The organism is Xanthomonas sp. CFBP 7698, assembly GCF_003600855.1.
GTDB lineage: Bacteria > Pseudomonadota > Gammaproteobacteria > Xanthomonadales > Xanthomonadaceae > Xanthomonas > Xanthomonas cannabis.
The window spans coordinates 318,329-339,181 of the sequence record NZ_PRDN01000001.1 but is presented as its reverse complement, the minus strand read 5'-3'; the positions used below and the strand labels follow the sequence as shown (position 1 = coordinate 339,181).

Annotated in this window: 12 protein-coding genes, 5 tRNA genes and 1 pseudogene; 8 read left to right on the top strand and 10 right to left on the bottom strand. The window is 65.3% G+C overall.

Features of this window, described 5'->3' with window-relative positions:
• Positions 1-125: 125 nt before the first annotated feature.
• Together XnspCFBP7698_RS01435 and XnspCFBP7698_RS01430 are read left to right on the top strand one after the other, a co-directional pair.
• Positions 126-353, top strand: coding sequence for a hypothetical protein (locus tag XnspCFBP7698_RS01435; RefSeq protein ID WP_039409670.1), 228 nt, complete (start codon positions 126-128; stop codon positions 351-353).
• 102 nt (positions 354-455) lie between these two features.
• The gene (locus XnspCFBP7698_RS01430) at positions 456-2,819 is read left to right on the top strand and encodes a Tex family protein (RefSeq protein ID WP_104579658.1); all 2,364 of its coding nucleotides are present in this window, start codon (positions 456-458) and stop codon (positions 2,817-2,819) included.
• Between the two features lie 322 nt (positions 2,820-3,141).
• Here the strand turns inward: XnspCFBP7698_RS01430 and XnspCFBP7698_RS01425 are convergent, their stop codons facing one another.
• The 3 genes and pseudogenes from XnspCFBP7698_RS01425 to XnspCFBP7698_RS01420 all read right to left on the bottom strand — a co-directional run bounded on the left by XnspCFBP7698_RS01425 (position 3,142) and on the right by XnspCFBP7698_RS01420 (position 7,401).
• Entirely contained in the window at positions 3,142-6,549 is a 3,408-nt protein-coding gene (locus tag XnspCFBP7698_RS01425) for a PAS domain S-box protein (RefSeq protein ID WP_343125099.1), read from the bottom strand.
• Positions 6,532-6,912, bottom strand: a pseudogene (locus XnspCFBP7698_RS21865) (histidine kinase); the annotation flags it as partial. The pseudogene XnspCFBP7698_RS21865 and the gene XnspCFBP7698_RS01425, both read right to left, overlap by 18 nt.
• Before the next feature lie 108 nt (positions 6,913-7,020).
• Positions 7,021-7,401: a response regulator gene (locus XnspCFBP7698_RS01420; RefSeq protein WP_039409661.1), complete on the bottom strand. Its 381-nt coding sequence runs from the start codon at positions 7,399-7,401 to the stop codon at positions 7,021-7,023.
• A gap of 138 nt (positions 7,402-7,539) precedes the next feature.
• On the opposite strand from XnspCFBP7698_RS01420, the gene XnspCFBP7698_RS01415 reads away from it, so the two are divergent.
• Both XnspCFBP7698_RS01415 and XnspCFBP7698_RS21685 read left to right on the top strand, forming a co-directional pair.
• Positions 7,540-7,626, top strand: a tRNA-Leu gene (locus XnspCFBP7698_RS01415).
• A gap of 287 nt (positions 7,627-7,913) precedes the next feature.
• Positions 7,914-8,201: a hypothetical protein gene (locus XnspCFBP7698_RS21685; protein ID WP_199859845.1), complete on the top strand. Its 288-nt coding sequence runs from the start codon at positions 7,914-7,916 to the stop codon at positions 8,199-8,201.
• A 288-nt stretch (positions 8,202-8,489) separates the two neighbouring features.
• On the opposite strand, the gene XnspCFBP7698_RS01405 is transcribed toward XnspCFBP7698_RS21685, so the two are convergent.
• From XnspCFBP7698_RS01405 to XnspCFBP7698_RS01380, 6 genes are all read right to left on the bottom strand, one after another.
• Positions 8,490-8,565: transfer RNA gene (locus XnspCFBP7698_RS01405), tRNA-Glu, on the bottom strand.
• 47 nt (positions 8,566-8,612) lie between these two features.
• Positions 8,613-8,688: transfer RNA gene (locus tag XnspCFBP7698_RS01400), tRNA-Ala, on the bottom strand.
• Between the two features lie 559 nt (positions 8,689-9,247).
• A tRNA-Glu gene (locus tag XnspCFBP7698_RS01395) sits at positions 9,248-9,323 on the bottom strand.
• 47 nt (positions 9,324-9,370) lie between these two features.
• Positions 9,371-9,446: transfer RNA gene (locus XnspCFBP7698_RS01390), tRNA-Ala, on the bottom strand.
• Positions 9,447-9,538: 92 nt separating this feature from the next.
• Positions 9,539-9,997 (bottom strand): cytochrome c, encoded by a 459-nt coding sequence (locus XnspCFBP7698_RS01385; RefSeq protein ID WP_039409014.1) that lies wholly within the window; start codon positions 9,995-9,997, stop codon positions 9,539-9,541.
• A gap of 8 nt (positions 9,998-10,005) precedes the next feature.
• Positions 10,006-10,398: a cytochrome c gene (locus XnspCFBP7698_RS01380; RefSeq protein ID WP_104579655.1), complete on the bottom strand. Its 393-nt coding sequence runs from the start codon at positions 10,396-10,398 to the stop codon at positions 10,006-10,008.
• Positions 10,399-10,602: 204 nt separating this feature from the next.
• On the opposite strand from XnspCFBP7698_RS01380, the gene XnspCFBP7698_RS01375 reads away from it, so the two are divergent.
• From XnspCFBP7698_RS01375 to XnspCFBP7698_RS01360, 4 genes are all read left to right on the top strand, one after another.
• On the top strand, positions 10,603-11,733 hold the full coding sequence (locus XnspCFBP7698_RS01375; RefSeq protein WP_199679999.1) for an efflux RND transporter periplasmic adaptor subunit: 1,131 nt from the start codon (positions 10,603-10,605) through the stop codon (positions 11,731-11,733).
• Positions 11,730-15,236, top strand: a complete 3,507-nt coding sequence (locus tag XnspCFBP7698_RS01370) for an efflux RND transporter permease subunit (protein WP_047694880.1) — start codon at positions 11,730-11,732, stop codon at positions 15,234-15,236. The genes XnspCFBP7698_RS01375 and XnspCFBP7698_RS01370 overlap by 4 nt, the downstream gene beginning before the upstream one ends.
• Positions 15,233-18,316: an efflux RND transporter permease subunit gene (locus XnspCFBP7698_RS01365; RefSeq protein WP_104579654.1), complete on the top strand. Its 3,084-nt coding sequence runs from the start codon at positions 15,233-15,235 to the stop codon at positions 18,314-18,316. The genes XnspCFBP7698_RS01370 and XnspCFBP7698_RS01365 overlap by 4 nt, the downstream gene beginning before the upstream one ends.
• A gap of 459 nt (positions 18,317-18,775) precedes the next feature.
• Positions 18,776-19,720 carry an IS1595 family transposase gene (locus tag XnspCFBP7698_RS01360; protein WP_123137233.1) on the top strand — a complete coding sequence of 315 codons (945 nt, stop codon included), beginning with the start codon at positions 18,776-18,778 and terminating at the stop codon, positions 19,718-19,720.
• Between the two features lie 466 nt (positions 19,721-20,186).
• On the opposite strand, the gene XnspCFBP7698_RS01350 is transcribed toward XnspCFBP7698_RS01360, so the two are convergent.
• Positions 20,187-20,846 carry a bifunctional 4-hydroxy-2-oxoglutarate aldolase/2-dehydro-3-deoxy-phosphogluconate aldolase gene (locus XnspCFBP7698_RS01350; protein ID WP_039409030.1) on the bottom strand — a complete coding sequence of 220 codons (660 nt, stop codon included), beginning with the start codon at positions 20,844-20,846 and terminating at the stop codon, positions 20,187-20,189.
• Between the last annotated feature and the right edge of the window lie 7 nt (positions 20,847-20,853).

The window sequence follows — 20,853 nt, the reverse complement described above, 5'->3', positions numbered from 1 at the left end:
GGGCGCGGCCGTCAGCCCGTCACCAAACCGCAAACAGCCGGCGTTAACGTGCATGGAAAGCTCCTCACGGCGCGCTGGTTATGCTCGCGCCTCCCAACGCAACAACTGCAGCAAGAGGGTGTGACATGTCGATTGTCCTGTACGTCGGTGGCAGCAAAGATGGCGACAAGGGCGTTGTGCCTTACGGCTTCAGCAAGTCGCGCACCATGACCGCCAGTGGTCCGGAGATCTACGTCGAGCGCATGGTGCCGCTGAAGGACGTGGGCAAGATCCGTGTCATGGCGCTGGAATCGCTGCAGGAGAGCATCCTGGTCGAGCGCGCCGCCACCCATTACGCCCACCGCGCCAGCTGAGCGCGACGGCATAGGTTTACGGCGGCGCTGTCAACGGGTTTCCGTGGCGGGCCTGCACTGCGAAAATACGTGTTTTCAGTGAAGCGGTTTACCCGCGCCGTCATGCACGATAGCCAGCTTGCCCAGCAGATCGCTCGCACCATCGCCGACGAGATCGGTGCCCAACCCGCCCAGGCGCGCGCCGCCATTGCCCTGCTCGACGAGGGCGCCAGTGTTCCGTTCATCGCCCGCTACCGCAAGGAAGTCACTGGCGGCCTGGACGACACCCAGCTGCGTAACCTCGAAACGCGCCTGACCTATCTGCGCGAACTGGAAGAACGCCGTGCGGCGATCCTGTCCAGCATCGGGGAGCAAGGCAAACTCAGCGACGAGTTGCGTAACGAGATCGCGGCGGCCGATACCAAGTCGCGGCTGGAAGATCTGTACCTGCCCTACAAGCCCAAGCGGCGTACCCGCGCGCAGATCGCACGCGAAGCCGGGCTGGAGCCCCTGGCCGACGGCTTGTTGGCCGATCCGGCCCAGGCGCCGGAAGTGGCCGCTGCGTCCTTCATCGACGCCGACAAGGGCGTGGCCGACATCAAGGCTGCACTGGAAGGCGCACGTGCCATCCTGATGGAGCGGTGGGGCGAGGACGCTGCCCTGGTGGGCGAGCTGCGCAGCTGGCTCAACGATCACGGCGTGATCCGCGCAAAGGTGGCCGAGGGCAAGGAAGAGGCCGGTGCCAAGTACCGCGACTATTTCGACCATGCCGAGTCGCTGGCAAAGATCCCATCGCACCGCCTGCTGGCGCTGTTTCGCGCGCGCCGCGAAGAAATCCTCTATCTCGATCTGGACCCTGGCACCGATGCCGAAGTGGGCCACCAGTACGCCGAAGGGCGGGTGGCGCGCAATGCCGGTATTTCCAATGAAGGCCGGCCGGCCGATCGCTGGTTGCTCGACGCGTGCCGGCTGACCTGGCGTGCCAAGCTGCACATGCACCTGCTGCTGGACCTGTTCAATCAGGCGCGCGAAAAGGCCGAGGCCGAGGCGATTGCGGTGTTCGGCGACAATCTCAAGGACCTGATGCTGGCCGCGCCGGCGGGCCCGCGCGTGGTGCTGGGGCTGGACCCGGGCATCCGCACCGGTTGCAAGATCGCCGTGGTCGATGCCACCGGCAAACTGGTGGCCACCGAGACGATCTATCCGCACGAGCCCAAACGCCAGTGGGAGCAGTCGCTGCAGACGATCAGGACATTGTGCATGCGGCACAACGTGGAGCTGATCGCGATCGGCAACGGCACCGCCAGCCGCGAAACCGACAAACTGGCCGGTGAGGCGATCGCGTTGTGCGGAGCCACCAAGCTGCAGAAGATCGTGGTCAGCGAGGCCGGTGCGTCGGTGTATTCGGCGTCGGAATTCGCTGCCAAGGAATTTCCCAACCTGGATGTGTCGTTGCGCGGCGCGGTGTCGATCGCGCGGCGGCTGCAAGACCCCTTGGCCGAGCTGGTCAAGATCGAGCCCAAGGCAATCGGCGTGGGCCAGTACCAGCACGACGTCGATCAATATCGCCTGGCCAAGGCGCTGGACGCGCGCGTGGAGGATTGCGTCAACGCGGTCGGCGTCTACGTCAATACCGCGTCGGCGGCGCTGCTGTCGCGGGTGTCCGGCTTGTCCAGCACCGTGGCCGAGAACATCGTGCGCCATCGCGACGACAACGGCCCGTTCAAGCGCCGCAAGGACCTGCTCAAGGTGCCGCGACTGGGCGACAAGACCTTCGAACAATGCGCCGGCTTCCTGCGTATTGCCGATGGCGACGAGCCGCTGGATGTGTCGGCGGTACATCCGGAAGCCTATCCGGTGGTCGAGCGCATCGTTGCCAATACCGGCAAGCCGATCAAGGCGTTGCTGGGCGATGGCAGCTTTCTGCGCGCGCTCAAGCCGGAGCTGTTCACCGACGAGCAGTTCGGTGTGCCGACCGTGCGCGACATTCTGAAAGAGCTGGAAAAACCCGGCCGCGACCCGCGCCCCGAGTTCAAGGCCGCGCAGTTTGCCGAAGGTATCGAAGACATCAAGCACCTCAAGCCGGGCATGGTGCTGGAAGGCGTGGTCAGCAATGTGGCCGCGTTTGGCGCCTTCGTCGATATCGGCGTGCATCAGGACGGTTTGGTGCATATCTCGGCGTTGGCCGATACCTTCGTCAAGGATCCGCGCGATGTGGTCAAGGCCGGCGACATCGTCAAGGTCAAGGTGCTGGAGGTGGACGTGGCGCGCAAGCGCATCGCACTCACCTGTCGCCTGTCCGACACGCCGCCACCGGCCGACGGCACGGCGCCATCGCGCGAGGCGCGCGGTCATGGCGGGCCCGGGCAGGGTCGCCGCGATGGCGGCGGACGTGGGCCGGCAGCCGGCAACAACAAGCCGCGCATCACCGCGCCCCCGGCCGACAACGCGTTGGCGGCCGCGTTCGCGCGCGCCAAGCGCAGCTGAGCCAACGCGCCCCGGCCGACGTGGTCGGGGCAGGGTGGGGGGCGGCCTTACCCAGCAGGTCGCGGTACGGCATGACCGCCGCTGCGACCGTTGTCCCTATGCGCTCAGTCGCCGCGGGACGCTGCTGCCCAGCCGCTATGAAACAACGACACACCTACGTTTCTCGCGCCCCGGCACGTGCGCCCGGCAGCACGCACGCGGTGTCTGTGCGCGGGCGGCAGGTGTGATAGCGCGTGATCCATGCCGCCGGCTGCTGCGGGCCGTGGGCATCACCTCGGCCTGATTGCAGGCGCTGTCAGCCTGCCGCCTTCCCTTGAGGCCATCACGACGCGCCATGCCGCGTGCGTGTGGGCACCACCAGACGTTCGATCAGATCCACCAACCCGGGCGGCTCCACCGGCTTGCCCATATGCGCATCGAAACCGGCCACCACGGCACGGTCACGGTCCTCTTCGCGCACATAGGCGGTCAGTGCGATCGCCGGGATATGCCGCGGCAGATCGGCGCGGCCGGCACGCACCGTGCGGATCAGATCGTAGCCATCGCGCAGCGGCATCGCGATATCGCTGACCAGCACATCGAACGGCGCGGCAGCCAGACAGTGCTCGGCCGCATCCACCGAACCGGCCGCCTGCACCTGTGCGCCGGCAAGCATCAAGAACTGCATCACTGCCTCGCGTGAATCCTGGTCGTCATCGACCAGCAGGATGCGCACATCGGCCAGGCGACCATGGCAGTCGGCCGGCAGCGGTCCCGAAGGCGCGAGCTCGGCCGAAGCGGGGCGCCAGTCGCTGACGCCATGCTGGAACGGCAGCACGATGGTGAAGGTCGAGCCCTGGCCCGCACCGGGGCTGGAAGCGCCCAGGCTGCCGCCATGCAGGTCCACCAGCTGGCGGGAGATCGACAGGCCCAGTCCCAGGCCGCCCACGCGGCGTGTCGTACCGGCATCGGCCTGGCGAAAGCGGTCGAAGACATGCGGAAGGAAATCCGGCGCGATCCCGATCCCGCTGTCGTGCACGCACAGGCGCAGACGCCCGTCGTCCACCTCCAGGCACACCCGCACGCTGCCGCCGGGCGCGGTGAACTTGAGCGCGTTGCTGAGCAGGTTGGAGAGCACCTGCTGCAGGCGCCCGGCATCGCCGAAGAACCACAGCTCGCCATCGACCGGTGCGTCCAGGTCCAACGCAATCTCGCGTGCGAGCGCGGCCGGCTGCATCAGTTCCACAGTGCTGCGCGCCAGCCCGGCGATGTCGAAATGCTCTGCCTGCAGCCGGATCTTGCCGGACAGGATCGCGCTCATGTCCAGCAGGTCGTCGATGATCTGGGTCTGCGCACGCGCACTACGTTCGATGATGACCAGGCCCTTGCCCAGGTTGTCCGGCGCGAAGGTCTGCGATTGCATCAGCCGCGACCACCCCAGGATGGCGTTGAGTGGCGTGCGCAGCTCGTGGCTCAGGGTAGCCAGGAATTCGTCCTTGACCCGGTTGGCATGCTCCGCCTGGTTACGCGCGGCCGTTTCTGCCTGCAGCGACAATGCGAGCCTGGCGTCCACCCGGGTCCGCTCGATCACGATGCCGGCCAGGTGCGACGCCGAGCGGGCCATGGCCTGCTCGCGCAGCGAAGGCAGATGCGGGCGGTCGTAATAGATGTTGAGCGTCCCCAGCACCTGGCCGTCGCTGGACAGGATCGGCGTCACGCAGCACGCCACGATGCCCAGTGCCGCCGACACCGCATGGTGGCGGCTGAAGCTGGGTTCGGCCTGGATGTCGGCACAGACGACTTGTTGGCCAAGATGCGCAGAGCGTGCGCACGGTGGTCCTTCTGGCCCAGCCGGCACCGGCTCGAATGGGCCGGGGTAATCGACCGGAAAATGCGGCGCCGAACCGAAGCTCAGGGTGTGCCGTACCTCGTCGAGCACCATCACCGAGCAATACAGCGCGATCTCGCCGCGTGCTTCCACACTCAGGGCAATGGCATCCAGCACCACCGGCAATGGCGCGCCGGTGGTAATCAAGCTCAGGATCGCGCGGTCGGACGCGGTGGCGTCTTCGATCAGCTTGCGCTCGGAGATATCGGTCAGCGAGCCGATATGCCCCAAGAAGCGCCCGTCGCTCGCGAAGTGCGGCGAGGCGGTATCGATGCACCAGCGGTACTGCCCGTCATGGCGGCGTACCCGGTATTCGGCCAGGAATTCGCCACGCCGCTGCAGCGCCTGTTCGAATGCCAAGCGCACGCGCCCGGCATCGTCCGGATGCATCACGTCCCACCATCCCTGATCCAGCGCCTGATCCTCGGCCTGTCCGGTGAAGTGGTACCAGCGTGGGTTCCAGTAGACGCAATCGCCTTGCGCATCGGCCATCCAGATCATCGCCGGCACGGTCTCGCACAGTGCGCGGAAGCGGATCTCGCTTTCACGTAGTTGCTGCTCGAAGGTGCGGCGGTCGTGGATGTCGGTATAGGTGCCGATCCACTCGCTGATACCGCCATCGTCGCCACGCACCGGCAGTGCGCGCGTCAGGTGCCAGCGCGCCTGACCATCGTGACGTTGCAGCTCGCACTCCACTTCGTAGGCGCGCTCGCCCTGCAGCGCGTCCTGCCAGGCCTGTCCCGACAGACGCAGACCGTCGGCGGTATGGGCCTGGTGCCAGGCGGCGGTCTCGTGGTCGGCCGGGTCCAGCCCGGTGTATTCGTACCAGCGCTGGTTGAAGTAGCGCGGCTGGCCATCCGCTCCGGCAATGAAAATGATCTGCGGCAAGGTGTCGGCCAGGCGGCGCAGGCGCGCCTCGCTCGCTGCCAGCTGCTGCTGCGCCTTGGCGCGTTGCATCGACTCCCAGCAGCGTGCCGCCACCAGACGGACCAGCTCGATTTCGGTGGACAACCAACGCCGCGGTGCGCGCTGATGCACACCGATGGCCGCCACCAGCCGGCCGTGCTTGTGCAGCGGAATCGCCAGCGAGGCGCGCAGGCCCGAGCGACGATACTGCTCGGCCACATAGTCCGGCGCCCCGGGCGCCATCGCGTCGGTGGTGAACCAGGGGCGGTTTTGCAGCAGCGCGTCGCGCAGCCCCTGTGCTGCTTCCAGCGGAAAATCGCCCTGCAGGCTGGGCATGTCCTGCACGTGATCGCTGATGACGTGCATGGTGCCGCCGTCGGCGGCCGCCAGCCCGAACGCACACCGGTTGGCCTGCAGATGTTCGCCCAGCAGGCGCACGCTGGTGTCGATGATGTGCCGCGGATCGGAGACATGCTGCAGGGCGTCTTCGAGCATCAACAGGAAGCTGTCGCGACTCTCGACGCGGCGCTGCGCGGTGACATCGAAACCATGCACCAGGATCGCGTCGACGCGCCCATCGCTGTCGCGCATCGGCTGGTACAGGAAGTCCACGAAGGTTTCGTCAGGCGCGCTGCCCGGCGTGCGCTGCAGGTAGGCCGTCATCGATTCGCCGATGAAAGGCCGCCCACTGCGGCGCACGTCGTCGAGCAGTGCCAGATACCCTTGGTCGGCGATTTCCGGCATCGCCTCCAGCAAGGGACGGCCGAGGAGCGGCCGCTCTCCGACGAGATCGTGGAAGCGTTGGTTGACCGTCTCGAAGACGTAGTCCGGGCCACGCAACACCGCCATGAAAGCCGGAGCCTGGTCGAGCGCTGGCGTTGCGACGCGCGTCGCCGCGCTGCGATCCGACTGATCTGTCGCCTTGACAGGTGCAGCGGCGACATACAGCGCGCCCACCTGCCGGCCGGCATCCAGCACCGGGCTGCACGACCAGGTCGACAGATTCAAGGCGGAGCGTGCGCCGGCAGGCAGCGTGTCGGTGGCGTCGGCGCCAGTCAGCTCGGCAAGCGGCCGGCCGAACGCGGCCGGGTGACGCTCGCCCAATGTGTCGATGCAGGCATCGTTGTAAACGCAGTGCCCGTGCTCGCCCCACACCAGCAGCATCGGATGTCGTGCATGCAGGCAGATCGATAGGGAAGTACGCAGCGCCGGATGACCGCACAGCAGCGGATCGGCGGCGCATGCAGACGCCAAGAGCAGGGCGGCAGTTTCGCTCGTCTCCGGCAGCAAGCCGGCATACGGCGACACGGCACTTTCCATCCAGCAACCCGCCTGTCGTCTTCGATGCCTGGATTTTAGTGGCAACCGGTCGGCTGGCAACCCGGGCCGCGATCATCGGTCAGGCTGCGACAGGGCAGGGCGCACGTCTCAGCTGCTGGCGCCGCTCAGCTGCCGGGCACGCAGGAGAGCGTTGACCAGCTCTTCGGAGAGGTAGGGCTTGGTGAGGATCACGCCGCGTTCGAAGCCGGCAGGGATGCTGGTACTGGCGACGCCGGTGGCCAGCACGAACGGGATGCCGCGCTCGGACAGCAACCGCGCAACCGGCTCGCTGGTCTCCCCGTTGCCCAGCCGATAGTCCAGCACGGCGATATCGGGCGCATCGTCCTGGATCAACCGCAGGGCCTGATGGACTTCGCCGACCGGGCCGGCGACGGCCGCGCCGGCATGGACCAGTTGCAACTCGAGCAGCATGGCATTCATGTCATCGTTTTCGACCACGAGTACCCGAACTCCACGCAACACCGACATTGCTTACTCCTTCACCAAGTCGGCCAGTATATCGGCCCTGACCAGGCAGGGTGCCGCCGACGCCTTAGGCACCTGAATTCGTCAGGCGCGTTGTGACACTGTTCGTTTCATTCTCAAGTCGCTATACTGCGCGGCCACGCCGAAGTGGCGGAATCGGTAGACGCAGCGGACTCAAAATCCGCCGCCCTTAAAAGCGTGTGGGTTCGAGTCCCACCTTCGGCACCAGGATGTTACGGTTTCAGCAAAGCCCTTCCGGCAAACGCCGGAGGGGCTTTTTGCTATTGGCGGTCTGGCGATGGAGCGCACGCAGCAGCAGCGGCGTTTTATCCGCGCGTGCACCCGGCGTGTTGATCGCGCTGGAACCCGGCCTGGTGCTGCCGCTTGTTTGATGCCCGCATATGCGGCGCCGCTGCGTTTGGCAGCTCACGCAATGCACCTTGCTTTCAGGCGAAGCATTGTGCGTCCTCATTCGCCTCGCCCCATGCCGTCGATTCGCCGCGTGTGGCGACCACATGTGTGGCGCTGAAATGGTGTGTTTGTCCATCGCCGCCGACAACAGCGCAGGCACGCAACCATCACGCACGGTGCGTACCGTGGAGGTCTCCTTCAAGCAGGTGGCCTCCATGGACTACGATTCTTCGCAGCAATTGCGCATTCTTCGCGACATCCACGACACCAAGCCGGTATCGGACGAAGAGGGAAACTGGGCGGTACGTGCGGGCTATGCCACCCAGGCCGAAGATGGCGACATCGATCTGACGCACGAAGGCCGTAAGGCATTGGATGATGGCCAGGCCTGAAGCTTCTGCATCCAGTGCGTGCAGGTCGCGCAAGCTACCCGTGCCGCACGAATGATCGTCGGTACTCGTCGGTACTCGTCGGTACTCGTCGGTACTCGTCGGTACTCGTCGGTACTCGTCGGTACTCGTCGGGATGTGCATGCGTGTGCACACTGCAGGCAGGCAAGAGTGAAGGATGCACACAGGCGCCAGGTCTTCGAACATGGACGCGAGGGACGAGCCTGCAGCTCGCGGGACATCGATCGTCAGATAAAAAAAGCCCCGGCATTGCCGGGGCTTTTGGATGATTGGCGTCCCCACGGGGATTCGAACCCCGGTGTCCACCGTGAAAGGGTGGTGTCCTAGGCCTCTAGACGATGGGGACGCGTATCAAAACCTCGTTGTCCAAACCAGACGGCCTAATGTCCGAAATGGTGGAGCCAGGCGGGATCGAACCGCCGACCTCCTGCATGCCATGCAGGCGCTCTCCCAGCTGAGCTATGGCCCCGCGTTGCTGCGAGCCGGCAATCATAGCGACTGAAAACGACTTTGGGAAGCGATCTGCGCAAAAAAGATGCGCGCCCATCGTTGCGCGTCGATGACGGCATGGCCACGCGCGCGAAAGTGCCTGCTGCGTTCTGCGTTCTTCGCGGGCTTGCCATCAGTGGCGCATTTGCATTCTGGGCGCCTCGTCGTTCGTGGCACGGCGCGCCGCATCATGCGTCGACGCGCTTGTTGACATTACGCAGTGTCCACTGCAATGCCGTGCTTGCCGCCAGATCTTCAGAGCGAGCTGACGGTGGACACCTGGCGCAGGAAGCTAAGATCGATCTGCACAGGTGAGGCATCGGCGCGTTCGCCCGCGCTGAGGTGGCACGTGTACTCCTTCGCGGAGCAGTGGCAGTTATCAGTTCACAAGTACGCGAGGGCGAAGCGGCCCTGAAGCGGAATGCACGTCGTGGCGCAGGACGGCTGCAGCGCGCCCGCAGCAGCGCGCGGCCCTGCGGTCACACGCGCACGCAAAACGCATAAAAAAAGCCCCGGCATTGCCGGGGCTTTTGGATGATTGGCGTCCCCACGGGGATTCGAACCCCGGTGTCCACCGTGAAAGGGTGGTGTCCTAGGCCTCTAGACGATGGGGACGCGTATCAAAACCTGAGTTGTCATTTCAGACGGCCTAATGTCTGAAGTGGTGGAGCCAGGCGGGATCGAACCGCCGACCTCCTGCATGCCATGCAGGCGCTCTCCCAGCTGAGCTATGGCCCCACGAAACTGAGAACGAAATGATAGCGGCCTGTGAATGTTCGCGCAAGCGCTTTTTCATTCCGAATGAGACGGCGCGCGTGCGCCGCGCCGGCTCACTTGACGCCGTGCAGGTCGCGCAGCTGGGTCTGCCGCGCGCCGAAGTAGGCGGCGAGATCGGCAATGTCCTGGTCGCTCAGTGCGGTCGCCTGCGCGGTCATCAACGGATGCTGGCGGTCGCCGCTGCGATACGCCTGCAATGCATGCGCCAGATAGTCGCCGTACTGGCCACCGAGTTTGGGATAACTGGGGTCGATTGGCGCGTTGCCGTCGGCACCGTGGCAATCAACGCAGCTCTGGCCGGTGGCCTTGCCCTTGGCATGTGCCAGCTTGTCGCCGGCATCGGCGCGGCCGGTCGGCAGGCCGGCGGAGGACCCCGAGCCATGTTCGCCGCTGGCGTGGCCGGCATCGCCGGCGGAGTGATCGGTGGACTCGACCTGGGATTGGGAGCAGGCCGCCATCAGGGCAGCGACCAGGACGATGGCTAGACGCGGAGCGTGCAGGGCGTTCGGCATGTGGGCGCTTATTTGAGGGTGGACAGAAAGGCTGAGATGTCGGCGATGTCCTGCTCGGAGAAACTCTGTGCCTGCGCCTGCATGGTCGGATGCTTGCGCTTGCCCTGGCGGTACTCGGTCAGCGCCTGCGTCAGGTATTGGGCAGACTGCCCGCCGATCTTGGGCACGCGATAGCTGGGGTAGGCGTTCTTGTAGCCGGTGACGCCGTGGCAACCCTGGCAGGTATAGGCAAGCAGGCGACCGTTGGACGGATTGCCGGACAGTGCAGCGGGTGCGGGGGCGGCCGTGGCAGGTGCCGGCGTGGCCGGAGCTGCAGGCGTGACGGATGGTGTTGCTGATGCGCCCCCAAACGGCAGGAAGACGACCAGAGCGAGACAAGCGGCGAGCGGCTGCGGGCGCATGGTTTCGTATCCGGAAGACTGATTGAGCGTCCGCACGTGGGGGCGTTACGGAACCGGACCGAGTATGCCTGCGATTTGGCGCGGCGCAAACGGGGTGAATACGCGAAGTTGAACAGACCATGACCTTTGGCGCATTGGCGGCATACGTGCCCAGGTGGTTTACTTGCCTACAACACCTGTTCACGCATCCACTAGGACACGACGATGTCGCCATTCCCCTTCTTGCCCGGCCGCAGCGGAACCTGCGCGCTAGCCTTATTGATCTCCACCAGCCTGTTGTTGGGCGGTTGCAAGACCGGCGACAGCGAGGCCAAGGCTGCAGAAGAAAAGAAGACCGTGGACGCGGTGCCGGTGGAGACCGCCAAGGCGGCGCGGCGCGCGGTGGCCGCCAGTTACACCGGCACCGCAGCGCTGGAGCCGCGCGCCGAAGCGCAGGTGGTGGCCAAGACCTCGGGCGTTGCGCTGGCGGTACTGGTGGAAGAAGGTCAGAAGGTGTCAGCCGGCCAGGCACTGGTGCGGCTGGATCCCGATCGCGCGCATCTGGCGGTGGCACAGAGCGAGGCGCAACTGCGCAAGCTGGAAAACAGCTACCGCCGCGCCACGCAGTTGGTGGGCCAGCAACTGGTGAGCGCAGCGGATGTGGACCAGCTCAAGTTCGATGTCGAAAACAGCCGTGCGCAGCACCGTCTGGCATCGCTGGAGCTGTCCTACACCACGGTGCAGGCGCCGATTTCCGGGGTGATCGCTTCGCGTTCGATCAAGACCGGCAACTTCGTGCAGATCAACACGCCGATCTTTCGCATCGTCGACGATTCGCAGCTGGAAGCCACGCTCAACGTGCCCGAGCGCGAGCTGGCGACGCTCAAATCCGGCCAGCCGGTGACCTTGTTGGCCGATGCGCTGCCCGGCCAGCAGTTCGTTGGCAAGGTGGACCGCATTGCGCCGGTAGTGGATTCGGGCAGCGGCACGTTCCGGGTGGTCTGCGCGTTCGGCAAGGGCGCCGAGTCGCTGCAGCCGGGCATGTTCGGGCGCATCCGCATCGATTACGACCAGCGCAAGGATGCGTTGGTGATCCCGCGCCTGGCGTTGCTCGACGACGGCGAGCCGGCGGTGTTCGTGGTGCGCAATGGCAAGGCCAGTCGCGTACCGGTGAAGCTGGGCTACGCCGAAGGGCCGTGGCTGGAAGTGCGCCAGGGTTTGAAAGAGGGCGATCAGGTAGTGACGGCCGGCAAGGTGGCGCTGCGCGATGGCACCGCCGTGCAGGTGATCGGCCAGCCCGATCGCAAGCCGGTCGCCGCTGCTCCGGCTGCTGCACGCGATGAGACGCACGCATGAGTGACCACGGCAACCCGCACGGTCCCGTGCACGACCCGCATGCACCATCGCCTGGTGGTGGCCTGGTCGCCTTCGCCACGCGGCGACGGGTGACCATCGCCATGATCACCGTCACCATGCTGCTGTTCGGCCTGATCGCGCTGCGCAGCCTCAAGGTCAATCTGCTGCCGGACCTGAGCTATCCCACGCTCACCGTGCGCACCGAATACACCGGTGCGGCGCCAGCGGAAATCGAGACGTTGGTGACCGAGCCGGTGGAAGAAGCCGTTGGCGTGGTCAAGAACCTGCGCAAGCTCAAGTCGATCTCGCGCACCGGGCAGAGCGATGTGGTGCTGGAGTTTGCCTGGGGCACCAACATGGACCAGGCCAGCCTGGAAGTGCGCGACAAGATGGAAGCCTTGTCGCTGCCGCTGGAAACCAAGCCGCCGGTGTTGCTGCGCTTCAATCCTTCCACCGAGCCGATCATGCGGCTGGCGTTGTCGCCCAAGCAGGCGCCGGCCTCCGACACCGATGCGATCCGCCAGCTCACCGGGCTGCGTCGTTACGCCGATGAAGATCTGAAAAAGAAACTTGAACCCGTGGCCGGCGTGGCCGCGGTCAAGGTCGGTGGCGGGCTGGAAGACGAGATCCAGGTCGATATCGATCAGCAGAAGCTGGCCCAGCTCAATCTGCCCATCGACAACGTGATCACCCGGCTCAAAGAAGAGAACGTCAATATCTCCGGCGGCCGGCTGGAAGAGGGCTCGCAGCGTTACCTGGTGCGCACGGTCAACCAGTTCGTGGATCTGGACGAGATCCGCAACATGCTGGTGACCACGCAGAGCAGCAGCGGCAGCGCGGCCGAAGCGGCGATGCAGCAGATGTATGCCATTGCGGCGTCCACCGGTTCGCAAGCAGCGCTTGCAGCTGCAGCCGAAGTGCAGAGCACTTCGTCGGCGTCCAGCAGCAGCATTGCCGGCGGCATGCCGGTGCGGCTGAAGGATGTGGCGCAGGTGCGCCAGGGCTACAAGGAACGCGAGGCGATCATCCGCCTGGGCGGCAAGGAAGCAGTGGAGTTGGCGATCTACAAGGAAGGTGACGCCAACACCGTGTCCACGGCGGCGGCGCTGCGCAAGCGCCTGGAGCAACTGAAGGCGACGGTGCCGGGCGATGTGGACATCACCACCATCGAAGACCAATCGCACTTCATCGAGCATGCGATCAGCGACGTCAAGAAAGACGCGGTGATCGGCGGCGTGCTGGCGATCCTGATCATCTTCCTGTTCCTGCGCGATGGCTGGAGCACATTCGTGATCAGCCTGTCGTTACCGGTGTCGATCATCACCACGTTCTTCTTCATGGGCCAGCTGGGGCTGAGCCTCAATGTGATGTCGCTGGGCGGGCTGGCGTTGGCTACCGGCCTGGTGGTGGACGACTCGATCGTGGTGCTGGAGAGCATTGCCAAGGCACGCGAACGCGGCTTGAGCGTGCTGGACGCGGCCATTGCCGGCACCCGCGAAGTCAGCATGGCGGTGATGGCCTCCACGCTGACCACCATTGCGGTGTTCCTGCCGCTGGTGTTCGTGGAAGGCATTGCCGGGCAGTTGTTCCGCGACCAGGCGTTGACGGTGGCGATTGCGATCGCGATCTCGCTGGTGGTGTCGATGACGCTGATCCCGATGCTGAGTTCGCTCAAGGGCGCGCCGCCGATGGCGTTCCCGGATGAGCCGAGCCATCCGCAGTGGCAGCCGGAGCAGCGCTGGCTCAAGCCGGTGGCCGCCGGGCGGCGCGGGGCCGGAGCGAGCGTGCGGTATGCGTTCTTCGGCACAGCGTGGGCGGTGGTCAAACTGTGGCGCGGCATTGCGCGGGTGGTGGGGCCGGTGATGCGCAAGGCCAGCGACCTGGCGATGGCGCCGTATGGGCGTGCCGAGCGTGGTTATCTGGCGATGTTGCCGGCGGCCTTGAGGCGTCCTGGCCTAGTGCTGGGTCTGGCAGCGGCCGCATTTATCGGCACGGTTTTTCTGGTGCCGATGCTGGGCGCGGACCTGATTCCGCAGCTGGCCCAGGACCGCTTCGAAATGACCGTCAAACTGCCGTCCGGCACGCCCCTGGCGCAGACCGATGCGCTGGTGCGCGAGCTGCAGCTGGCCCATGACAAGGACCCCGGCGTTGCGTCGTTGTACGGCGTCAGCGGCAGCGGCACGCGGCTGGATGCCAATCCCACCGAGAGCGGCGAAAACATCGGCAAGCTCACCGTGGTGATGGCCGGCGGCGGCAGCCCGGACGTGGAAGCCGCCGCCACGCAGCGGCTGCGCAGCAGCATGGCCGGGCATCCGGGTGCGCAGGTGGATTTCGCGCGGCCGGCGTTGTTCAGTTTTTCGACGCCGCTGGAAGTGGAACTGCGCGGGCAGGATCTGGGCGAGCTGGAACAGGCCGGACAGAAGCTGGCGGCGATGCTGCGCGCCAATGGCCACTATGCGGACGTGAAGTCCACGGTGGAGGAAGGCTTCCCGGAAATCCAGATCCGCTTCGACCAGGAGCGCGCCGGTGCGTTGGGGCTGACCACGCGGCAGATCGCCGATGTCATCGTCAAGAAGGTGCGCGGCGATGTGGCCACGCGCTACAGCTTCCGCGATCGCAAGATCGATGTGCTGGTGCGCGCGCAGCATAGCGACCGCGCCAGCGTGGAGGCGATTCGCCAGCTGATCGTCAACCCCGGCAGCAGCCGGCCGGTGCGCCTGGCGGCAGTTGCGGAGGTGCTGGCGACGACGGGCCCGAGCGAGATCCATCGCGCGGATCAGACCCGCGTGGCGATCGTGTCGGCCAGCCTGAAGGACATCGACCTGGGCGGTGCGGTGCGCGAAGTGGAGACGATGGTGCGCAAGGACCCGCTCGCTGCCGGCGTGGGCATGCACATCGGTGGGCAGGGCGAGGAACTGGCGCAGTCGGTCAAGTCGCTGCTGTTCGCGTTCGGTCTGGCGATCTTTCTGGTGTATCTGGTGATGGCCTCGCAGTTCGAATCGCTGCTGCATCCGTTCGTCATCCTGTTTACCATCCCGCTGGCGATGGTGGGCGCGGTGCTGGCGCTGCTGATGACCGGCAAGCCTGTCTCGGTGGTGGTGTTCATCGGCCTGATCCTGCTGGTGGGGCTGGTGACCAAGAACGCGATCATCCTGATCGACAAGGTCAACCAGCTGCGCGAAGACGGCGTGCCCAAGCGCGAGGCATTGATCGAAGGCGCACGCTCGCGCTTGCGTCCGATCATCATGACCACCTTGTGCACCTTGTTCGGCTTCCTGCCGCTGGCAGTGGCCATGGGCGAGGGCGCGGAGGTGCGCGCACCGATGGCGATCACCGTGATCGGCGGCCTGTTGGTCTCGACGCTGCTGACCTTGCTGGTGATACCGGTGGTGTACGACCTGCTGGACCGGCGTGCCGATGCCTACTACCTGGAGCGTGGCCGGCGGATGGCACGACGCGAGGCGCCCGCCGGTGGCCATACCGACGGACTGGAGGCGCTATGAGCGTTGCCGCCTTCAGCATCCGCCGGCCGGTCACCACCATCATGTGCTTCGTGTCGTTGGTGGTGGTGGGCTTGATCGCCGCGTTCCGGCTGCCGCTGGAAGCCTTGCCGGACATCTCCGCGCCATTCCTGTTCGTGCAGCTGCCGTACACCGGCTCCACCCCGGATGAGGTGGAGCGCAACCTGGTGCGGCCGGCCGAAGAAGCCCTGGCGACGATGACCGGCATCAAGCGCATGCGCTCCACGGCCACTGCCGATGGCGCCAATATCTTTATCGAGTTCAGCGACTGGGATCGCGACATCGCCATTGCCGCCTCGGACGCGCGCGAACGTCTGGATGCCATCCGCGACGATTTTCCGGATGATCTGCAACGCTTCCATATCTTCAAGTGGTCCAGCAGCGACGAGCCGGTGCTCAAGGTGCGCCTGGCCAGCCAGACCGACCTGACCGGCGCCTATGACATGCTGGACCGCGAGTTCAAGCGGCGCATCGAGCGCATTCCCGGCGTAGCAAAGGTGGAAATTTCCGGCGCGCCGCCGAACGAAGTCGAAATCGCCATCGCACCGGACCGCCTCACCGCACACGACCTCAGCCTCAACGACCTGAGCGAGCGGCTGGGCAAGCTCAATTTCTCGGTATCTGCCGGCCAGATCGACGACAACGGCCAGCGCATCCGCGTGCAGCCGATCGGCGAACTGCGCGATCTGCAGGAATTGCGCGAGCTGGTGCTCAACGCCAAGGGTCTGCGCCTGGGCGATATCGCCCAGGTGCGCCTGAAGCCGACCCGCATGAACTACGGTCGCCGGCTCGATGGGCGGCCGGCGATCGGTCTGGACATCTACAAGGAGCGCAGCGCCAACCTGGTGGACGTCTCGCGGCTGGCCTTGAAGGAGGTCGAGGACATCCGCGCCGAGCCGGCAATGCGCGATGTGCAGGTCAAGGTCATCGACAATCAGGGCAAGGCGGTGACCTCGTCGCTGGCCGAACTGGCCGAAGCCGGCGCGGTGGGGTTGCTGCTGTCGATCACCGTGCTGTTCTTTTTCCTGCGGCACTGGCCCTCCACGCTGATGGTGACGCTGGCCATCCCGATCTGCTTTGCGATCACGCTGGGCTTCATGTATTTCGTCGGTGTCACGCTCAACATCCTGACCATGATGGGCCTGTTACTGGCGGTCGGCATGCTGGTCGACAACGCCGTGGTGGTGGTGGAAAGCATCTACCAGGAGCGCGAACGCATGCCCGGCCAGCCGCAACTGGCGGCGCTGCTGGGCACGCGTAGCGTGGCGATCGCGCTCAGCGCCGGCACGCTCTGCCATTGCATCGTGTTCGTGCCGAACCTGTTCGGCGAGACCAACAACATCAGCATCTTCATGGCGCAGATCGCGATCACCATTTCGGTGTCGCTGCTGGCGTCGTGGCTGGTGGCGATCAGCCTCATTCCGATGTTGTCGGCGCGCATGAAGACACCGCCGATGGTGACCTCCGAGCGCGGCGTGATCGCGCGGCTGCAGCGGCGTTACGCGCGCGTGCTGGCATGGACGCTGGCGCATCGCGGCTGGAGCGTGACCGGAATCATTCTTGTCAGTGCGATCAGTCTGGTGCCGATGAAGCTGACCAAGGTCGACATGTTCGGTGGCGATGGCGGCAACGAGGCCTATATCCAGTATCAGTGGAAGGGCTCGTACACGCGCGAGCAGCTGGGCGATGAGATCGGCCGGGTGGAAAACTATCTCGAAGCCAATCGCGCCAAATACCACATCACGCAGATCTATTCGTGGTTCAGCGAGGTGGAAGGCAGCAACACCGTGGTGACCTTCGATGCGAGCAAGGTCAAGGACCTGCCGCCGTTGCTGGAACAGATCCGCAAGGAGCTGCCGCGGTCTGCGCGTGCCGATTACAGCATCGGCAATCAGGGCGACGGCGGCAGCGGCAATCAAGGCGTACAGGTGCAGTTGGTCGGCGATTCGACCGACGCGCTCAAGGCGTTGGCCGACGACGTGATTCCGCTGCTGGCACAACGCAAGGAATTGCGCGACGTGCATGTGGACACCGGTGATCGCACCAGCGAACTGGCAATTCGGGTGGATCGGGAGCGGGCGGCGGCGTTCGGCTTCAGTGCCGAGCAGGTGGCCAGCTTCGTCGGGTTGGCGTTGCGTGGCACGCCTTTGCGCGAGTTCCGGCGTGGCGACAACGAGGTGCCGGTGTGGGTGCGCTTTGCCGGTGCCGAACAGAGCAAGCCGGAAGACCTGGCCAGCTTTACGGTGCGCACCAAGGATGGCCGCAGCGTGCCGTTGCTGAGCCTGGTGGAGGTGCAGATTCGTCCGGCCGCCACCCAGATCGGTCGCACCAATCGGCAGACCACGCTGACCATCAAGGCCAACCTGGCGGAGAAGGTCACCGTGCCGGAGGCGCGCGCTGCGATGGAAAAACCGCTCAAGGCGATGCGTTTCCCGGCTGGCTACAGCTACACCTTCGACGGCGGCGATTACCAGGACGATGGCGAGGCGATGGGCCAGATGGTGTTCAACCTGGTGATCGCGCTGGTGATGATTTACGTGGTGATGGCCGCCGTCTTCGAGTCGCTGTTGTTCCCGGCGGCGATCATGAGCGGCGTGCTGTTTTCCATTTTCGGGGTGTTCTGGCTGTTCTGGATCACCGGCACTGCGTTCGGAATCATGTCCTTCATCGGTATCCTGGTGTTGATGGGCGTGGTGGTGAACAACGGCATCGTGATGATCGAGCACATCAACAATCTGCGCCGCCGCGGCATGGGGCGCACGCAGGCGCTGGTGGAGGGGTCACGCGAGCGGCTGCGGCCGATCATGATGACCATGGGTACCGCCATCCTGGCGATGGTGCCGATCTCGCTGACCAGCACCACGATGTTCAACGACGGTCCGCCGTACTTCCCGATGGCGCGTGCCATTGCCGGCGGCCTGGCCTTTTCGACGGTGGTGAGCCTGCTGTTCCTGCCGACGATCTACGCGATCCTTGACGACATGAGCAGCGGCGCAGCGGCGCTGGTACGACGTGCGCGCGGTGTGCCGAAGACAACGCCGATGAACGCTGCGTTGGAGTAGCGAACGAGGTGCTGCCTAACAATGCGGCTTTGGCTCTTGAAAGGGGTGCGATGCATCAAGCCCCTTTTCCCCCGGGAGAGGGGTTGGGGTGAGGGTACGGCTCTCCGGTTGATACGGGGACCGAGGCACCTGCCTGTTAGCCACTGGCTTCGGTGAGAGGCGGCAGCCCGGCCGGGGATCGGCTCTTCGGCGCGGCAGACATCCTGTCTGACGCGCCGTCGCGGCACATCCCTGTGCCGCTCTCCGCCAATCCCCGACCACGCTGCCGCCTCGGCGAGTGGTTGCCGTGACTTCTTCTATGGATGAAAGCAGCGGTGCTTTTGTTGGTCGCACTCAGCATCTTCCATCCACTGACGACAGCCGCATCAAACCCCTCTCCCGCCGGCCTGATTAGCGCTGTGTCTCAGCTGGTGATGCTGCCTGGGTTTAGAAATGCAGGATCTTCAGTGAGATACGACGATGACGTTCAATCGGATCCAGTTCCAGAAGGGACTTTCGATTCCGGCTTTTCTGAGCCGCTATGGCTCGGAGGCGCAATGTGTCGAGGCGTTGATGCAAGCCAGATGGCCCAATGGCTTCGTGTGTCCGCAGTGCGGACACATGCATGCCAGTCGCTTTGAACGAGGCCACCAGCAGCTGTGGCAATGTACGCGCTGCCGGGTACAGACCAGCTTGACCGCCGGCACGCCGATGGCGGACACCAAGCTTTCCTTGCAGGTGTGGTGGCTGGCCATCTATCTGGTGAGCCAAGCCAAGAACGGAATTGCCGCGCTGGAACTGGCTCGGCAGTTGGGCGTCTGTTATCGCACTGCATGGCGGATCAAGCACAAAGTGATGGCGGCGATGGCCGATCACGAGCAGTCACGCCGGCTTGAGGGAGAGGTCCAGATCGATGATGCCTATCTGGGGGGCGAACGCGCCGGTGGTCCCGGAGAACCGCAGTGGCGCAACAAAGTGCCCTTTATCGCAGCGGTTTCCTTGCAGCACGGGCGCCCGCAGTACCTGCGCCTGGATGTGGTCTCCAGCTTCCGAAGAAGCGTCGTGCACACTTGGGCCCAGCAGGCACTGGCACCGGGCACCCATGTGGTCAGTGACGGGCTGACCGCCTTCACCGGCGTGGGCTGGGCAGGCCTGAGCCACGATGCCATCGTGACCGGAGGCGGCCGCAAGGGCGCCCAGCAGCCTCGTCTGCGTTGGGTCAACACGATCCTGGGCAATCTCAAAACCGCCCTGAGCGGCACCCACCATGCGGTGGACTTTTCGAAATACGGCGCGCGCTACCTGCATGCGCATGCCTACCGGTTCAACCGCCGCTTCGACCTGGCCGCCATGGTGCCGCGTCTGGCCAGCGCCTTCGCCAGCGCGGGAAGGCGCACAGAGCGGCAACTACGTACGCCCAGCTGAGACACAGCGCTAATCAGGTCCCGCCGGGAGAGGGGTTGGGGTGAGGGTACGGTTTCCCGATTAGTGCCAAGCATGCGGCTGTCAGCCACTTCGGCGAGATGCGGCAGCGCGGCCGGGGATCGGCTCTTCGGCGCGGCACATCCCTGTGCCGCTCTGCGCCAATCCCCGACCACGCTGCCGCCCCGGCGAGTGGTTGCCATGGTGTTGAGCAGCGAAAACGGTGGTGCAGCCGCGTTCGGCCTGTGCATCGAGAACTCGACCACAGCGTTCCCGAGCACGTGCTTTGCAATAACGCCAGTCAATCAACGCCGAGGCGCTGGTTGACCAGCTTCCAACCGCGCCTGACGAAGCCAACCAATCGAGCCGGCATCGCCAAGGAGGCGGCTCTGGCGACTAAGTACGGCAGTGTGGATGAGTTGATGCAGTGCCTTGGACCATCCAGCTTGCTGGATAGGGCACCCGGCACTCAGCCCGCACGCACCTGGCGCACGATCGCCGCGGCCTTGGCCGAGCTTTCCTTGACCTTGTCCCACTGGCCCTGTGCCAGCCAGTCCTTGGGCACCATCCACGAACCACCGATGCACAGCACGTTGGGCTGCGACAGGAACTCGGCGGCATTGGCTTCGCTGATGCCGCCGGTGGGGCAAAGCTTGAGTTCGGACAACGGACCGGCCAGGCCCTTCAGCATCTGCAGACCGCCCACGGCGGTGGCCGGGAACAGCTTGCACACCCGGAAGCCGAGGCCCATCAGGGTCAGCAGCTCGGTCGGCGTCGCTGCGCCAGGTACGGCCGGAATCGGCGCATCGGCCAGCAGGCGCGCCAGCGGTGCAGGCGTGCCCGGGGTCACCAGGAAGTCGGCGCCGGCATCCACCGACTGACGCAACTGCAGTTCGCTCAGCACGGTGCCGGCGCCGATTACGATGTTGGGAAGCTCGCGCTTGAGCATCGCCAGCGCGTCGATCGCCACCGGCGTGCGCAGGGTCAGCTCGATCGCGGGCAGGCCGCCTTCCAGCAGCGCATCGGCGACGCGGCGTGCCTGGTCCAGCGTGTCGACAGTGACCACCGGCAGGATGCCGGCGTCGCGCAGCAGCTGTTCGGCGGTGTTCTGGGTCTGGGCAATCGTCATTGCAACT

What these genes read in the sequence shown, in the direction of transcription:
- XnspCFBP7698_RS01435 (WP_039409670.1), top strand. Translation starts at nt 126, where the DNA reads ATGTCGATTGTCCTGTACGTCGGTGGCAGCAAAGATGGCGACAAGGGC.
- XnspCFBP7698_RS01430 (WP_104579658.1), top strand. Translation starts at nt 456, where the DNA reads ATGCACGATAGCCAGCTTGCCCAGCAGATCGCTCGCACCATCGCCGAC.
- XnspCFBP7698_RS01420 (WP_039409661.1), bottom strand. Translation starts at nt 7,401, where the DNA reads ATGTCGGTGTTGCGTGGAGTTCGGGTACTCGTGGTCGAAAACGATGAC.
- XnspCFBP7698_RS21685 (WP_199859845.1), top strand. Translation starts at nt 7,914, where the DNA reads ATGTGTGGCGCTGAAATGGTGTGTTTGTCCATCGCCGCCGACAACAGC.
- XnspCFBP7698_RS01385 (WP_039409014.1), bottom strand. Translation starts at nt 9,997, where the DNA reads ATGCCGAACGCCCTGCACGCTCCGCGTCTAGCCATCGTCCTGGTCGCT.
- XnspCFBP7698_RS01380 (WP_104579655.1), bottom strand. Translation starts at nt 10,398, where the DNA reads ATGCGCCCGCAGCCGCTCGCCGCTTGTCTCGCTCTGGTCGTCTTCCTG.
- XnspCFBP7698_RS01375 (WP_199679999.1), top strand. Translation starts at nt 10,603, where the DNA reads ATGTCGCCATTCCCCTTCTTGCCCGGCCGCAGCGGAACCTGCGCGCTA.
- XnspCFBP7698_RS01370 (WP_047694880.1), top strand. Translation starts at nt 11,730, where the DNA reads ATGAGTGACCACGGCAACCCGCACGGTCCCGTGCACGACCCGCATGCA.
- XnspCFBP7698_RS01365 (WP_104579654.1), top strand. Translation starts at nt 15,233, where the DNA reads ATGAGCGTTGCCGCCTTCAGCATCCGCCGGCCGGTCACCACCATCATG.
- XnspCFBP7698_RS01360 (WP_123137233.1), top strand. Translation starts at nt 18,776, where the DNA reads ATGACGTTCAATCGGATCCAGTTCCAGAAGGGACTTTCGATTCCGGCT.
- XnspCFBP7698_RS01350 (WP_039409030.1), bottom strand. Translation starts at nt 20,846, where the DNA reads ATGACGATTGCCCAGACCCAGAACACCGCCGAACAGCTGCTGCGCGAC.